Origin of the sequence: Pararhizobium sp. A13, from assembly GCF_040126305.1 — a bacterium.
Taxonomy (GTDB): Bacteria; Pseudomonadota; Alphaproteobacteria; order Rhizobiales; family Rhizobiaceae; genus Pararhizobium.
In genome coordinates this window covers 832,373-847,756 of record NZ_CP149511.1, presented here as the reverse complement: position 1 = coordinate 847,756, position 15,384 = coordinate 832,373, and the positions used below count along the sequence as shown (strand labels likewise).

General features: G+C 56.7%; 14 protein-coding genes and 3 pseudogenes. 2 read left to right on the top strand and 15 right to left on the bottom strand.

The genetic code is table 11. The annotated features are described in order from the left end of the window. Positions 1–307: 307 nt before the first annotated feature. The 4 genes and pseudogenes from WI754_RS25585 to WI754_RS25570 all read right to left on the bottom strand — a co-directional run. Positions 308–1,219 (bottom strand): nucleotidyl transferase AbiEii/AbiGii toxin family protein, encoded by a 912-nt coding sequence (locus WI754_RS25585; protein ID WP_341486813.1) that lies wholly within the window; start codon positions 1,217–1,219, stop codon positions 308–310. Continuing rightward, positions 1,216–1,830 carry a type IV toxin-antitoxin system AbiEi family antitoxin domain-containing protein gene (locus tag WI754_RS25580; protein ID WP_341486812.1) on the bottom strand — a complete coding sequence of 205 codons (615 nt, stop codon included), beginning with the start codon at positions 1,828–1,830 and terminating at the stop codon, positions 1,216–1,218. The genes WI754_RS25585 and WI754_RS25580 overlap by 4 nt, the downstream gene beginning before the upstream one ends. Before the next feature lie 333 nt (positions 1,831–2,163). After that, positions 2,164–2,667 carry a transglutaminase-like cysteine peptidase gene (locus WI754_RS25575; RefSeq protein WP_341486810.1) on the bottom strand — a complete coding sequence of 168 codons (504 nt, stop codon included), beginning with the start codon at positions 2,665–2,667 and terminating at the stop codon, positions 2,164–2,166. Positions 2,668–3,097: 430 nt separating this feature from the next. Then, a pseudogene (locus tag WI754_RS25570) lies at positions 3,098–3,448 on the bottom strand (IS21 family transposase); the annotation flags it as partial. Positions 3,449–4,192: 744 nt separating this feature from the next. Here WI754_RS25570 and WI754_RS25565 point away from each other — a divergent pair. Both WI754_RS25565 and WI754_RS25560 read left to right on the top strand, forming a co-directional pair. Beyond that, positions 4,193–4,492, top strand: a complete 300-nt coding sequence (locus tag WI754_RS25565) for a hypothetical protein (protein WP_349437947.1) — start codon at positions 4,193–4,195, stop codon at positions 4,490–4,492. 61 nt (positions 4,493–4,553) lie between these two features. Then, entirely contained in the window at positions 4,554–4,721 is a 168-nt protein-coding gene (locus WI754_RS25560; RefSeq protein ID WP_349437946.1) for a hypothetical protein, read from the top strand. A 1,625-nt stretch (positions 4,722–6,346) separates the two neighbouring features. On the opposite strand, the pseudogene WI754_RS25555 reads toward WI754_RS25560, so the two are convergent. From WI754_RS25555 to WI754_RS25505, 11 genes and pseudogenes are all read right to left on the bottom strand, one after another. Further along, positions 6,347–6,675, bottom strand: a pseudogene (locus WI754_RS25555) (transposase); the annotation flags it as partial. A 48-nt stretch (positions 6,676–6,723) separates the two neighbouring features. Beyond that, on the bottom strand, positions 6,724–7,029 hold the full coding sequence (locus WI754_RS25550; protein WP_341486807.1) for a hypothetical protein: 306 nt from the start codon (positions 7,027–7,029) through the stop codon (positions 6,724–6,726). Further along, positions 7,029–8,594 carry an IS66 family transposase gene (locus tag WI754_RS25545; RefSeq protein WP_341486806.1) on the bottom strand — a complete coding sequence of 522 codons (1,566 nt, stop codon included), beginning with the start codon at positions 8,592–8,594 and terminating at the stop codon, positions 7,029–7,031. The genes WI754_RS25550 and WI754_RS25545 overlap by 1 nt, the downstream gene beginning before the upstream one ends. A 72-nt stretch (positions 8,595–8,666) precedes the next feature. Continuing rightward, on the bottom strand, positions 8,667–9,014 hold the full coding sequence (tnpB, locus tag WI754_RS25540) for an IS66 family insertion sequence element accessory protein TnpB (RefSeq protein ID WP_018240454.1): 348 nt from the start codon (positions 9,012–9,014) through the stop codon (positions 8,667–8,669). Then, positions 9,011–9,373: a transposase gene (locus WI754_RS25535; protein ID WP_349437945.1), complete on the bottom strand. Its 363-nt coding sequence runs from the start codon at positions 9,371–9,373 to the stop codon at positions 9,011–9,013. The genes tnpB (WI754_RS25540) and WI754_RS25535 overlap by 4 nt, the downstream gene beginning before the upstream one ends. 217 nt (positions 9,374–9,590) lie before the next feature. Then, a pseudogene (locus WI754_RS25530) lies at positions 9,591–9,913 on the bottom strand (transposase); the annotation flags it as partial. 74 nt (positions 9,914–9,987) lie between these two features. Next, a complete protein-coding gene (locus WI754_RS25525) occupies positions 9,988–10,242 on the bottom strand; it encodes a hypothetical protein (protein WP_341486804.1) in 255 nt (84 codons plus the stop codon). Between the two features lie 22 nt (positions 10,243–10,264). Beyond that, positions 10,265–11,974 carry an IS66 family transposase gene (locus WI754_RS25520; protein ID WP_341486803.1) on the bottom strand — a complete coding sequence of 570 codons (1,710 nt, stop codon included), beginning with the start codon at positions 11,972–11,974 and terminating at the stop codon, positions 10,265–10,267. A 108-nt stretch (positions 11,975–12,082) separates the two neighbouring features. Next, positions 12,083–14,170: a recombinase family protein gene (locus WI754_RS25515; RefSeq protein ID WP_341486802.1), complete on the bottom strand. Its 2,088-nt coding sequence runs from the start codon at positions 14,168–14,170 to the stop codon at positions 12,083–12,085. A gap of 357 nt (positions 14,171–14,527) precedes the next feature. Further along, on the bottom strand, positions 14,528–14,848 hold the full coding sequence (gene tnpB / locus WI754_RS25510; RefSeq protein ID WP_341486801.1) for an IS66 family insertion sequence element accessory protein TnpB: 321 nt from the start codon (positions 14,846–14,848) through the stop codon (positions 14,528–14,530). After that, positions 14,829–15,287: a transposase gene (locus WI754_RS25505; RefSeq protein ID WP_341486800.1), complete on the bottom strand. Its 459-nt coding sequence runs from the start codon at positions 15,285–15,287 to the stop codon at positions 14,829–14,831. Before WI754_RS25505 ends, tnpB (WI754_RS25510) begins: the two co-directional genes overlap by 20 nt. Between the last annotated feature and the right edge of the window lie 97 nt (positions 15,288–15,384).

Below are 15,384 nucleotides of genomic sequence, written 5' to 3'. Positions count from 1 at the left end.
ATTGAAATTGCGTGCAAATTTATTCTGGCGGCGAAAAAGCTTCGACGCCGAGGCCGTCAAAAGGTTACGCTATTGAATTTAAAGGGAAAATCGCCGTGAAAAATTTTTTGAGGTTTCGCTAACTATCGGGACCAGTCGGACGAGTTTTTGCCTTCGGGTCATTCGGCGGTGCACCTGCCTCTGCCTCGAAAAGTACCGTCACTCCGATCATATCACGCTTAGAAAACCTAATGCTATCGGATCTCGGCACTAGGTGCACTGGTATTTGCGCAGTTGTGCGTAGAGTTCTATGTGCAACCTCGAAATGCTATGCGTCGACCCAGGGACCACCGGCGACCCACTGCGCATTGAAAGTAGTAGCTTCAGTCGTTGCGATCGTGGGCGGCATGACAAGTTCGGCGATACGCGCCTGGATTTCCGGAAGGGGTTCCGGCGCGAGGGCGATCTCGGTTCGCCTCAGAAACGCCGCCCACTGGACTTGCTTTGCGTCGGCGAAGCCCGCCGTCAGCGCCAGCGGCGTTTCGGTGGGAAGCCGCGTCTCGCGGCTCGCGAAGGTCGTCTGGATCGCCCGCGCCAGAACCTCTCCTTCAAAGGCGAAGGCGCCCGCGATGGCCCAGAGATCGAAGAAGTCCTTCATGCGCGAATTCAGCATATCGAGCGCCACCATGGCCTGGAACTTCTCCGCCACAACAGTTTCGGGTGGATAGGCTCTAAGGTGCGGCGCTGGCTGTCCCAGAAGTGCAGGATATTCGATGTCGACCGGCTCCGGCGTGATCACATCGCCATATCCAATGTCAACATGCATGGGAAGGCGCGCGCCAGCGAGTTCGGCCACGAAGTCCAACCGCACGCCAGCATATTCGTCTTCCTCGCGTGCCGGGGCGGCACGCAGCGTCTCAGGCCGGAAGATTACTCCATCATCTTCAACCTGTGTGGCAAGGATTTCGACAAATATGGCGGCGATTGCAGCAGGAGCGTTCTCTCCAAAACCGAGGAGATCAAGGTCGCCGGTAGCACGGTAGGGCACAGGCGCCCACAGGCTGAACAGCATCGCGCCCTTTAGGACGAAGCGATCCCGGTACGGCGAAACACTCAGACGATAGAGCACACGCTCGATGGCATAACGCGTCATCAGCAGCTGGGCGTTCTCACGACGTTCGCGAGCACGCTGCGTCAGCCGATCGCGTACAGAGACGCCAATATTCTTCGGCGCCTTCATGAAACCATGGCCTCGATGTAGGGACGCATCACGGTCTGGACGCGATCGATCTCAGCGTAGCGCCAAAGCTCGTTTAGCCTTGCCCGCCCCTTTCGCGATTTGATGAGGTCCCGCAGTGCCTCGATCGCAACGTCGAGGCCGATTTTGTTGCGGTGCTTGAAACAGTCAGCGACGGTCTTCGCTGGCGACGTGATCGGAACAGGCACACCGTCGACCTGATGGGTCTCTATGCCGGCCGTCAGCGCCTCACCGCTGGCGCGGACGATCTTCAGCGAGACCGATGGATTGGTCGGCGCCCAGTCCTTTGGCCCGAGCAGCATCCACACGGCATGCGGCGTCTGGGTCGTGAGATTGTGGAATTGCAGCGCCGACAGCAAGCCGATAACCCCTTTTGGCTGTATGCGTGCGGCTTCAGCCAGGCTGGTGGCACTGGCGACCTCAGCATTCGCCAGTTTATAGAGGCCACGACCGACCTGCTGGAGTACTCCCTCGTCGCGCAGCCTTTGCAGGTAAACACGCGGCACGCCGGCGGCATCGAAATCTCGACCCCGCGCGATTCCTTGTCGACGTGCAACCTCCAGGGCGCGATCTCGGTGGGTTTGGGCAATCATAATGGGCGTTATAAACCCTCGGTCTTAATTTGCAATATACAAGGATTCATAACAGAAGGATCGGATAGATGTGTGCTCAAGGATCATTTGCGAGCGAGGCCCGTCGCGCCGACAAACGCCAACTATGAAGCAACGAATTGAACGCCATGAAGCTAGCCCTATCCTAGGGCTTCTTGCCTGGGGTGGTTTTTTCTTCGTGACACGCGACGTCTACCAAGAAGCGCAGCAGTCTGGTGCAATCCCCAATCTCTACCTCAAATACAAACTCGGCCTTGCTCCGATGGCGATGTCCCCCTGACTTGTATGTGCAGTCTGGCTGGCGTCACGGGCCGGTTAAGTGACGCTAAGGACGCGGTAAGGAATTTGCGATCGCCGAACAATTTGAGTTCTCAGATTATCTAAGACCAACTCGCCAGCGGACGTCTTCACAAACAGAACCGCATGACCTTCTCCGGCTGGTGTTTTTACGACCGCTACTTCTAACGCGCTGGGCGGTATACCCGCATGAATTAGTCTGCTGCGCTTCGTCATGACGTAGTCGTCGCAGTCGCCCATTCTAGGGTTCAACGTCCAAGTATCAAATTTCTCGTGCGCAGGCTTGATGTCGTTGTTCACCCGGTTGTTGACTTTCAGCAGCAATTCCTCGACACGGGGCGTCAGATTCACTGCCTTCACCTCAGAGGGTTTGCATTCTTCAAGGTGATCGAGGCAGTACAGAGAGAAGGCAATCGGAACAAGGCTTGTCTTAGCGTTAGGAGCGCTCGAGGTCGCTGGAGCGGCAGAAATTGCAAGCAAGATTGCCCCGACAAGCACTATGCTAGGCAGTGAAGATGACATCTCTGTTTCCTTCTAATTTTCGTTGCAAAGTAAACGCAGTTCCGCCCTCCCAAGCTCCCGGACTGAATCATCTATCGCAGTGATAAATAGAAATATGGCAAAAATAGTCTGTTATACATCCCATACATGAGGTTGCTGCTCCCCACGGCGGATGAGACCATCTGCCTTGGTTTGTCGAGGACCTAAGGAGAGCAGCGATGGAATATTACGTTGGATTGGACGTCAGTCTCAAGAGCACACATATCTGCGTCATGAACCAGGATCGACAGGTGGTGTAGCGCGGGAGCGCGGACACGCAGCCGTCCATGATCGCCGTCCGGCCGAAGAAGTGGAAGAGGTTTTGTGCAAGGTCGGGCTTGAGACGGGTTCGATGACACCTTGGCTTTACCACGAGCTGAAGGGTCTGGGTTTTCCGGTTGTCTGCATGGATGCCCGTCGTCTGAAGTTCTCTCTGCCGATCCGCTTTCCATTCCCGAGCAAAGGCTGCAACGCGGCAATAGGAGCCGTCGTACCCCACGCTCACCAGGTCGGCATGTAGCTGCTTCAGGGTGCGCTTTTGCTTGCGGCGCTTTTTGGCTTCCGTCTTCAGCCAGGCCGACAACCGATCCGCGAACGGGTCAAGCTTGCTCGGTCGCTCCGGAACCTTGAACTTCGGCTCCACGCCATCAAGGCGTAGGTATTTGCGAATGGTATTCCGGGATAGGCCAGTCCTGCGGCAAATCTCCCAGATCGATATCTGCTCTCGAAAATGCCAGCGTCGGATTACGCTCAATAACGTCATGTCGATCACTCCGGAGCCCCCGCTGAAACCAAGCAGGGGATGATTGAAACATGAGTCAATTCTCAGTGATAATTTCCCGCATCCCGGGTCATGTATGGATACCCCGTTTATGCAGGGCTTTCATCGAACGATTTGAACGTGTGATCGGGTGCGGTCATGTATCAGGCCTGTTATGGCCGCGACATCGCTTTTAGCTTTTTCGAGTTGAATTAGACCAGCGGAAGATTCCATTAGTTGATGGGTTGATGTTCGGTCGCACCCGCTCTGCAAGGTGTCTGTCTCCCGAAAATCGATTCGCACCAAAAAAGGCGTCGCAATCTACGCGATTGTAGTTGACGGTTGCGGCAAGTTTGGCGATAGTTGAATTGCGATGCATAATCCAGTGTATTTGAGCACGTAGACATTCGGCCCTTCTCTGCCCAGAGAAGGGCCCTTCACCCGTCAACTAAGTGCGAGCGACGTCCGCTGGACTTCCGTCAGGCAGACGAAGCCCCAATTCGATCTCGTCGCGCACCATGGAAGAGGAAGGTTCCCAGCCTTCGTCAGCTTCGATCATCCCGATACAACCCAAACGGGAGGTTTGGCATAGGATCAGCACTTCGGCTTCGGACGGATGACGTTGGCGATGACCTGCGCAAGTCGGCGCGGTATTTACGGACTCGCTGTTCGCGTCGATCTTTTCAACGGCGAGTATCATTTGCGAACTACAACCTTTCTGTCATATTGAGAACGTTCGAGTGACAGGTGCTCGGCGCATTTGAGCACCTAACTTTTGGCCTGTCTGCATGGGCTAGGGCTGGTATTCCAGAAGGATTTTTAATGTCGGTTACGCAAGAAGACCTTGACCTGTATATCGCGTTGGCCTTGACGCAAGTTGAAGATGTTCAAAAGAAAAATTTTGGCGCGAAAGATTGGCTAGTTCAGGAAGCTGCAATCCACGCCATGGCTAAGCAGATTGGCCGCGAAATTCGCCAGCGCTTCCAAATGGTTCCCGCCGATGACGTGCTGCACTCAGCCAAGGTCGCCGAAACCCCGCGGTCTTAGCTGGGCGCGCCCGCGCGCAGCATGGCCGCATGATTGTCATAATCTTCGGCTTCGATTGGCTATGCGTATGCAAATATTCACGATAGCGATACTGATAGGGCTTCTTGCCTGGGGTGGTCTGTTCTTCGTGACACGCGGCGTCTACCGCGAAGCGCAACAGTCTGGTGTCATCCCCAATCTCCATCTCAAAGACAAACTGGGCATTACTTCGATGGCGATATCTCTCTGACGGAATGTGGGACTGGGCACATCGGTCACGATTAATGCCGATTCCAGAGGGTTCTTGGCTACGGATGATGGCGCGAAAGTTGAGAGCTTAAGACTCTGAGCCAAAATTCGTGTGCAGCACTTGAAGGCGCTCGGTGCAGATCGCTTCCACAATCGCCTGGAGCCGAGCAGTTCGCTCGACCAGCCAAGCGAGAGCTCTACTTCATAGACAATCGATAGGCGAAAGGTCATGCGCCGTCTACTCGCATAAATGAGGGTTTTTCGGTCGAATTGGCCGGCTCGGGGGCTCAGCAGACATCGAGCGAATTGCCCGCCAATTTCGACGTCGGTCTATATATTCGAATTACCGAAGAGATCTGAAACTTGTGGTGTGTTCAAGCTGTTCGATCTGGTGCGAAGCAGTGCCAACTGTCCCTTGAGAAGGTCGATCAGGCTGTCGCGCTTGGCGAGTTCGCGCTCTTTTCCTCATGCTTTAGCGCCTGCGCAATGCATGTAGTTAGCGCAGGGGCTTTCCGGACAGGACACTTGCCACGGTAGGATCACTCCAAAGACGGCGGCTTATTAGTGTTGCGCGAGAAGTACGCAATGCCCGCAATCAATGCAAAAAACAGAACGACGATTGCGGCCGCCAATCCAAATAAAATCAACATAACCCTCTCCGCATTCAAGGTTAATCGCTAAGATACAGGCGCAAACGCGGATTGCAAGATTGCAATTGCCCCGTCACCGTCTGATCGTAAACGATGGGGACGCTTGTCTAAGGATCGTACTCTGCTTGATGTCGACCGATATCAGCCGCGAGCAAACGCCCTCTAATGGAAGCGCTCACTCATCACCCTGGCCTCGCCCCACGATAGTCACAGTTTTGAATTTCAACGGTGACATGCGGTTACAGGTTTTCATCATCGCGTTGTTGTCAGGGCTCCTCCTATGGGGCGCTTGGTTTTATGTCACCAGGGCCGCTTACCGTGAAGCACACGAGTTTGGCGTGATCCCAAATCTCCATATCAAAGAGAAGATCGGCTTGACCAGATAACCCCGATCGCCCTCTGATCAAATGAGGCTACTTGTTGATCTAATAGATCACCGTGTTGTCCGTATGCATCCGAGCAATCACGCGGGATGAAGTCTCGCGCGTGAACTTCAGCCGGGTTATGGTCGAGTGATAGGTTTCAAGTTGGGTTCTTTTGCATGCCTTTAGATTTTCCGGCGCGCTCTTCGGGCCCATTTGGCAGCCAGGTCATCGACGGCTTTGTGATCGAGCGCGTAATGGCAGACGAGCCAAAACGTTAAGCCGCCAACTCCAACCCAACGCCTCAACCCAAGCCGAAAAATGCCTTCGCCGGACGTGTGTGTGTACGCTCCCTAGAATGCAAACAAAATCTTCACTCAGTCTTGCACGGTGGTCGGGTGCTGACGTGTGTCCGGCCTCTAGTTGCGACCTTAATACGCCGCGGGCCCATATGGGAGTTCGCAGATCAGGTCCAAAACGCTCACGCGCACTCGAGGTGCCGTCCGGCAGAACTGGTTTTCCTAACCCCGTCTCTTGACCGTTTGTCCATATCCTTCGTTCGACCTGCTTACACTCGCAATGGCGGTTAGAAATCCTCTCCGCCAGAGCTGATCTTATGCTGCTAGCCGTTTTTCCTCGTAGCGACCTCCGTTTGTCATAAGCGCCCAAGCAATCCGCCCCATCCTATTGGCGAGTGCAACAGTGATAGCCCCATCTTCGAGGTCTTGCCGAGTCGGGGTTTGCCGCCAGAAGAATGCTGCCGCGGTGTCAAACCCATCCAAGCGGAGAAATCGCGACCTCGTGTAAACGTCTCTGCAGGCGGCGCCAAAGCTTCGAGCGCCGTCGCGATGACAGGCCCAATTCCTGGAATGCTCATGAGCCGCTTGGCAACGTCATCCTGCCGCGCCCTCCGACCAATTTCCAGGTCAAGTTCCCGAACCTTATCGTGAGCGTCCGGCGAAAGCTTTTTCGCTTGGTCGAGCGGCCGAAGTTATAGGACGCGCTTCACCTCATCTGCCATGACGCGCTCGATCATCTCGGCATCGCATTGGTTATCGACGAGGAACTGGCGGATTCCACCATCCCACGTCCGTATGTCGGCGAGGAGATTTTGAAGGTCGTCAATTCCATTTTCGGTCAGGCCTTTTGTGCCATCTTCACTGCCATCGCGGACATAAAGCAATTCGCCCTCGCTGATATTATCCGAGTTGGCGGTCACCTCTTCGATCAACTCGAGGTTCTCGCCGATCATCTCAGCGACCTCTTTGAGGGTATAGATGATCCTTGAGCGTGCCATCACGCAGCCTCGCATCGGTCTTTTGCCGGAGTCCACTGCCACGGGAGCAGTTCCTCAAGTTGATCCTTCGGATGGCTCTGGATCCTGGTCAGGACGTCTGTCAGATAGGCCTCTGGATTGTGGCCATGGAGTTTAGCTGTCTCGATGATGGTCAGGATATTGGCGATGCGCTCGCCGCCCTTGTCTGACCCGGCAAAGAGCCAATTTTTTCTTCCAATTCCGAGTGGTCTCATGGCGCGCTCAGCTATGTTGTTATCGATTTCGACACGGCCATCGTCAATGTAGACGCTCAATGCTGCCCATCGCGAGAGAGCGTATCGCATCGCTTCTGCAAGCTTCTGTTTCTGTGGCAGCGTCGAAAGCGTCGTTTCAATCCAGGCCTTGAGGTCCGCCAGAATGGGTCTGGCGTGTTGCTGGCGCAGTGTTCGCCTCTCGTCAGCCGACATGCCGCGGATACGATCCTCGATATCGTAGAGTGCACCGATGCGCGACAGAGCCTCGTCGGCGATCGGAGATGGCTTGAGCTTGATCACATCATGGAACTTGCGGCGCACATGCGCCATGCAGGCAGCTTCGATGATCTGGTTGCCGTAAAGCTTGCTATAGCCAGCATAACCATCCGCATGCATTACGCCGCTGAAGTGAGCGAGGTGTTCAGCCGGATGCACGCCCTTTCGGTCGGGGCTATAGTAATAGGCGATCGCTCCGGGCGTGGGATCCTGGTAGCCGCTGCCATCGAAGACATAGACCCAGACCCTGCCGGTTTTCGTCTTTCCTCGCCCAGGGTCGAGGACATCGACCGGGGTATCGTCCGTGTGTATTCGATCGACCGCGGCGATATGCGCTCTGATCAGCAGGATAAGCGGGGCCAGCAGAACTGACACGCGGCCTACCCAGTCCGCCATGACGGAGCGGGAGATGTCTACTCCCAGCCGGTCGTACATCTCGGACAAACGGTAGAGCGGGATATGATCGTCAAATTTGGCGACCATGATGTGTGCGAGCAGTCCTGGTCCGGGTTTGCCTCGCTCGATCGGCAAGGTCGGCATCTCACCCGAGACGGTCGTATCGCAGTCCTTACAGACCAAGCGCTTCTCGATATGGCGGACGATCTTCACAGAAGCCGGTACATGCTCCATCACCTGGACCACCTTGTCGGCCGCCTTCAGGAAGGACTTGCCGCCACAGGTCGGACAACTGCAGGGCGCTGCATACACCCGCTCTTCGGTTGGAAGGTCATCCGGCAGAGGTCTGCGTTTCGGCTTTTCCGGGGCATCATCCAGATCTGGCAGCAGGCCTTTTCCGGAACGAGCATCAGCTTCGGCGCGAGAGGCTTCGATCTCCTCCAGCATCAGTTCGAATTGCTCAATCTTCCGATCGATCTTTTCCGAGGATGCGCCGTGCTGCCGATGTCGGAGCAGTTCCAGCTGCGCGCGCAGAAGACCGATGATCGAGTCGCGTTTGATGACTTCGGCTTCTTGCGCACTGAGTTTCGCCGCCTGTTCAGCGACGAGCGCGCGCAATGCCAATAGCTCGTCCTGACTGTCCAGCGGCGGTGCTTTCATGCCCAAAAACATAGCCGATTTGCAGCGAAAGCACTAGCGTTTTGCCCCGGATGTCCCTGTAAAATATAGCTTTTAACCCGTGCGGCCAGGGGCGGAAGTCCACGCTGGTCGGCGCCAGTCAATCCCTTCAACAAGCATCGACAACTGAGCCTGCGTCAGATGCGCAACACCATCTTTCGCCGTCGGCCAAGGAAAGTATCCGCGCTCGAGAATCTTGTAGAATAGGCAGAACCCTTGGCCATCCCACCATAGAAGCTTGATCCGGTCGGCGCGCTTTCCACGGAAGCCGAAGATCGCTCCGGAACCCGGCGCCTCCTTGATCACCGCCTCGACCATAGCAGACAGACCATCGATACCGCGCCGCATATCGGTCACCCCGCAAGCCAAGTAGACCCGCACATTTCCTGTCGGCCCGATCATGCAGCCTCAACACACGCGATCAACGATGACAGCGTCTTGCGTTCAATGTCCGCCGGAACTTTCAGGCTGCGACCATTTCGTAGCTGGATCTTGATAAGCGCGGGCGCCCCGCCGGCCGCCGGCATCTGCCCGAGGCTTACTTCGTTGACCAGGTGGATCGGAAGGAACGTTGCTGACACATCGAAGTGGCTAAGCGTTTTCCGCCATAAACGGATCTGCGCAGGATAAATGTCATGGCGACGAGCGACATCACCAATGCGAACGCCCGGTTGATCGGCTTCAGCCAATATCGCCAGCTTCGCTTCCTTCGACCACCGCCGCCTACGCTCAACGCCGGAAATGATCTCCATGCGAGCCATGCCAACCTCTCAGATCTGATATTAGTGTCAGCACTAATGCTGGTTCTAATGCCAGAACATCGCCTAACTGGCTCGTTCAGCAAAATCCGCTCACCGACGCTCACACCTTATCAACGAGTGCCCGCAATGTTAAAACCAATGCTAAGCAGGGTGCGCGTGCCTCCTCTGTCAAGCTGGAGCCATCGTCTCCAACGTGACTGATCAGAATACCGACATGCGAAGGGCCTTGGGGAACGGTAATTCCGAACTCTGCCATTAGACCACGCAAAGCATTGATAATTTGGGTCTTTTGTCGAACGAGAAGGTCACGTACCTTGAATACCGTCGCCGCAGCCTGCTTTTCCTCGCTTTTAACTGCTACGAAACGCATAGTTGGTCGCATAGCCGCCTCGCAGATGGCTTCCGCATCGGCCGCATCGTTCTTCTGGCGCTTTACGAACGGCTTGACGTAAATTGGTGCGATCAACTTCACTCGATGCCCAAGCTTGGCAGCTTGGCAATCTCGCGGCCCCAATGATGGCTCCCGGCACACGCCTCCATTGTATGCATCCGAGGAAGGACGCGGGATAAAGTCTCACGCGTTAAGTGGGCCTGAGGTAGCCTGGCACGCGGGTTCAAGGGACCGTTTTTTGTGATGCGTCGTCAGCGTCCCTGCGAGCCTCGATAATATATTTGAGGTTGTCGATGCCATCTTCGGAGAAGAGGACAATGTGCTCGCTCAGTTCGGAGGCCGGAAAGTTGTCGTAGGCACTGAGGCAGCCGTCTTCCGAGAACATTTCGATGGAGCACTCGTGCAGGAAGTCCTCGTCTTCACCGAGCATCTCGGCCACGTATTTCAGCGTGTACAGTGTTGAGCTGCGATATCCCATTCGTCGATCCCTTTCTTTGTTGTCAGGCAGCCTGCTGAGAGGCCGGGTTCTCGGCCTGCCGCAGTCTTTTCCATTCCCAGGGAAGTAGTTTGTGCAGGCGGGAGGCGGGAAGATCAGCGATGCGGGCGAACACATCGGCAAGCCATGCCTTTGGGTCGACGTCGTTGAGGCGACAGGTCGTGATGAAGGTGAGCATGATGGCGGCACGATCTGCCCCACGCTGGGAACCGGCGAAGGTCCAGTTGCGGCGACCGAGGGCAATACCTCTCAGCGCCCGCTCGGCGGCATTGTTCGTGAGGCAAATCCGGCCATCGTCAAGGAAACGGGCAAAACCATCCCAGCGCTTCAGCATATAGTCGATCGGCTCGATCACCTCGGACGATCTGCTGAGCGTAGCACGCTCCCGTTTCAGCCACTCGTGCATGTCATCGAACAGCGGCTTGCTCTTTTCCTGCCGCGCGGCCAGTCGTTCTTCGGCGCTCAATCCATTGATCTGGCGCTCGATCTCGAACAGCGCATCGTACCGTTGGACGGCCTCCAATGCGATCGGCGAGATCGGCTTGCCTCTCCGTTTGCGGTCACGCGCACTTTTCTGGATATCGGCCAGTTCAAAGAATTTACGCCGCGCATGCGCATGGCAAAAGGCAAAGGTGATCGGCACCGCTTTCTTCTCGGCGACACTGAGCGGCTCGAAGCCATTGTAGCAATCGCTCTGCAGAATGCCGCCATACCCGGCTAGGTGTTTCTGCGGGTGCTCACCGCGGCGGTCGCTTGAAGCATAGTAGATCGCCGCCGGCGCTGTCACACCTGCATAGGGGCGGTCATCGCATACGTAAGTCCATATGCGCCCGGTCGTGCATTTGTCTTTGGCCTGAATGGGAATGGTGGTGTCATCGCCGTGAAGGCGCTCGGCCGCAAAGACATGCTTCTCGATCAGATCGAAGACCGGCATGAGCGCGGCTGTACCAAACCCGACCTGATCGGCCAGCGTCGAGGTCGAAAGCTCGATGCCTTCGCATTTGAACCGGGTGCTCTGGCGGTTGAGCGGGCTATGCATTCCGAACTTGTCGAACAGGATCGTCGCCAGCAGATGAGGGCCGATGAAGCCGCGCGGCGTGGCATGGAACGGCGCCGGCGGCTGGGTAATCGCCTCGCAGTCACGGCAGGTAAATTTCTCCCGCACCGTCTCGATCACTTTGAACCGGCGCGAAATCTCCTCCAGCGTCTCGGTAACGTCTTCCCCCAGTTTCGACAGGCGCGACCCGCCGCAACATGCACAGGTGGCTGGAGAATCGATGACCACACGCTCGCGCTCGATATCCTCCGGCCAGGGCTTCCGGACCGGCCGTTTGCGCGTGAACGAACGCACGCTCGAGGCCTTGGCGGCAGCCGCCTGCGCCGCAACCTCATCCTCCGTCGCCGCCATCACCAGCTCTTCGAGCTGCAATTCCATCTGGTCGATCAGGCGCGCCGTGCGCTCGGATCTCTGGCCGCGGAGTTCGCGCTTCAGCTTTTCGATCGCCAGTTCCAGACTGGCGATCAGGGCCTCGCTGTCGGACAACATGGCCTGCGCATTGGCAGCTTGCGCCACAGCCATGTCCCTCTCGGCGACGATGAGATCGCGTTCGGCAACAACGACATCGCGTTCAGCCTGCAACATCTCACGCTCGGAAAGCAGCGCCAGATAGGCGCTCGCAAGGTCCCCGGGAAGATCGACAGGCTTCGAAGTCATGAAGCCATTCGATCAGATTCACCCAATATTTTCAATGCAATAATGCTATCCAACCTTCGTCGGACGCCATGTTTCCTGCGGATTGCGCCAGTCGATCCCCGACAGCGACTACGCATGTTGATGCCCCTCCTGGTGAGGCTGATTGATTCTCAGATCGAGGTGATGAATGGTGTGGTTGCGAAGGTCGCGAACCGCGTTGACGACCGCTGGGGAATTTTGGAACAAATATGCACCGGTTGACTGCTGGTCGATGAGCAGGCGCTTCCGCCTGATTTGGACGTAAATCCAATTGACGGGAATATCGAGCCTGGCGGCCAGTTGTACGGCGCTGAGCAAAGTAGGTTCATGCGTCCATCTGTTGCGCTGCGCCTTTGCCTTGATGCCCGCTGCAAGGCGGAGACGTTGCACCGTGATCGGCAAAACCTTGTCCTCGCAATTGGGTGAATGGTGTCCGTCGCGCGTCAGTATTTCAGCGATTTCATCGTCAGGCATGCCCGTCCGAGCGAGCTCCAGCAGACGCGCGCGCAGTTCTTCACCGCGTGTGAGCTTGGCGACGGAATTGACTTTCATTTTGACGCGGAGATCAGTCACGGCGCCGCCACGCCACACGATCCTCGCCAAAGCAATGTCGCGCTCACCGCGGTCAAGGACAACTTTTTCGATGAGGCACCGCAACAGTGCCTTGCGATGAGCGTCGGTCGTCGCATCGTTGGCCCAGATTTGGGGAAGGCTATCGAATAACGCAACGACCTTGTTGTTGAGGTCTTTGCTAAACCCAGTGCGCTTGGCGGGTTCAGCCGATGCACGTTGGGCAACGGCATCTTCAGCAGCGCGAAGTTCGCTCAACGCAGCTTCCCATCGACGCTCGAGTTCGGAGGCGACCAGACGATTATCAGGGTCAACGCGATTGAACTGGCGTTCTGCCAGCGCCGCGGCGTAGCGCTTGCGCTCAAGCTCATGTTCAGCGCCAGCGCGCAAGGCCTTATTGACCTGCTGTTGTGCCTGCCGAGCCCGCGCTAGCGCGTCAAGCTCCCCAGGCGCCAACGCGGCCAGGAAAGCGTCCGCCACAGCTGCATCGATCTGAGCCGCACGGACACGCTGGCAGTCCGGCAGGCCAGAGTGAGAATGCAGGTGGTTGCAGGCATACTCTCCGCCACCTTTATAGCGGACGTACATCTTGTAGCCACATCGCCCGCACCAGGCGATGCCGTGCAACAGCAATTCGCCATCACGGGGTGCTCCCCTGGTTTTGGCACGCATGTATTCGGCTCTGTTGTCTCGCACAATATCGCGGATCTTCTCATAGGTTGACCAGTCGATGTAGTGGGGGTAGCGATCCTTCACGATGATCCGCCAGTCTTTAATATCCTTGGGTATTTTCGCCTCTGAACCGCCCTCACGCCCGGCGGCACGAAAGCGGGTCCGTCCATAGACGAAAGCACCGGCGTAGGCGGGATTCTTCAAGATCCGGGCCACCGCCGAGACCGTTGCTCGCGCCCAGCGTAGTTCGCCAAACCGGTCGCGGCGCGGCAGGGGAAGGTCGCGATCATTTAGGACGCGCATGACCTTGGCGACGGTCCGGGCCTTCAGGAATGTCCGGAACACAAGCTCCAGCCGTTCCTGAACACCGAGATCAGGATCTTTTACGACCACCCCGCTCGGATCGCGCACCAAACCAACCGGCAGCATGAGGGCAAGTTCGCCGCGCTCAGCCTTGGCAAGCAGACCTGCCGTCAAACGGCTTCGGATTGTATGCAACTCAAGCTCGGAGATGGTTCCCTTCAGACCGAGAAGCAAACGACCATTGGCGCTGCCGGGATCATAGACGCCATCGCGATCGGCAATGAGGCAGCCGCGCAGGCCGCAGATATCAAGTAGCGGATACCAATCCGAGCAGTTGCGAGCAAGTCGGGTCACGTCGATCGACAGGATCAAGCCGATCTCACTCAGACCAACCCGCCCGACGAGTTCCTTAAAGCCGTTCCTACCGGTCGTAGAGGCCCCACTGATGCCGAGATCGGCATCGATAACGTCAATATCGGCTTCATGCCAGCCAAGTTCACGAGCGCGCTCGCGGAGCGCGTACTGTAGCCGTAGGCTCTCTTGATTGCTTATGACTTGATGCGGTGTCGACTGACGGACGTAAACAACCGCTCTGCGTGCCAGATGGGTGGGCTTGACCAGTTCGGACTTCATGACACACCTCCGCCAGAACTGCGGCGACGTCGTCGAGAATCTGACGCCGCAACGCGGGTGATAACGTCGCCCACAGGTTCTTCGGTTCGATCATCATGACCTTCGAGAGTTTCCGCCACCGCGATAAGATCCCGAACTGCCTCAACGCTAAGTTTAATCTGATTCGTGGCTTCGACATATCCCTGTGTCGCAGACACGGGTATCAGCAAGGTCGATCCACCACGATGTTCAACCTCATACGACGGCGCGAAGTTGCCGCCTCTACGTCCCACTTCACGGATCACACTAAAGGAGCGTCCAAATAACGGATGGCTCGGATCCAGCACCTCGATCTTGTCCGGTGATGATTCGTCAGACTCACAAGCAGGGATATTTCTGTATGCCTTCGAGAATCCAGTGGAGCTGCTCGGTCGTCAGCGTCACCACCGTCGTCTCCCGACGCGGCCATCGGAACCTGTCTTCCGTCAATCGCTTCAGGACCATCACAAAACCGGACCGATCGAAGAACAACAACTTCATCCGGTCGCGGCGGCGATTGCAAAAGGCAAAGACCGCAGGCCCAAACGGATCGAGCTCCATCACCTCCTGCACCAGGACCGCAAGGCTGTTGATGCCGGCCCGGAAGTCGATCGGCTCGCGGTGCAGGTAAACCTTGAGATCAGCGCCCAGTCTGAACATGACCCAGAGCTCCGATGATCGCCGTCAACGCATCCACATCACCGCATTCCAGCGAAAGCTTCACGCCGTTCGGCAGCAACGCGCTGATTTTGGAAAAACCTGACAGATGGGCCGTCTTCTCCAGTGATGCCGGTTGTTCTTCACCATACGCGACCGGTATATCCAGCGAGCGCATCCCGACAGGCAGGCTGCAGTCTGCTGCGACGACCGGGATAAACGCCGAGCTGGCAGATACCGCCGAGGAGTAAGCCTCCCTGGCATCCTTGACCCACTTGCGTAGAAGGTTGGCATTGATCCCATGGGCGAGCGCAAGGCCAGACATCGAAACACCAGGCTGAAGGCAGGCCGCAACGAGCCGCTCCTTTGATCCTGGATCATAGCGGCGTCGCCCATCACGCCCCACCAGCCGCACACGCAGTTTCTGCTCTTCGTCACTCATATTTGGTGTCCACCTATTTTAAGTGGACACTTCATGCGGCAGAGACCTCAGCGCGAAAAGGTGCCGGGAAATTAGCGGTTACTCCATACCCACAGTC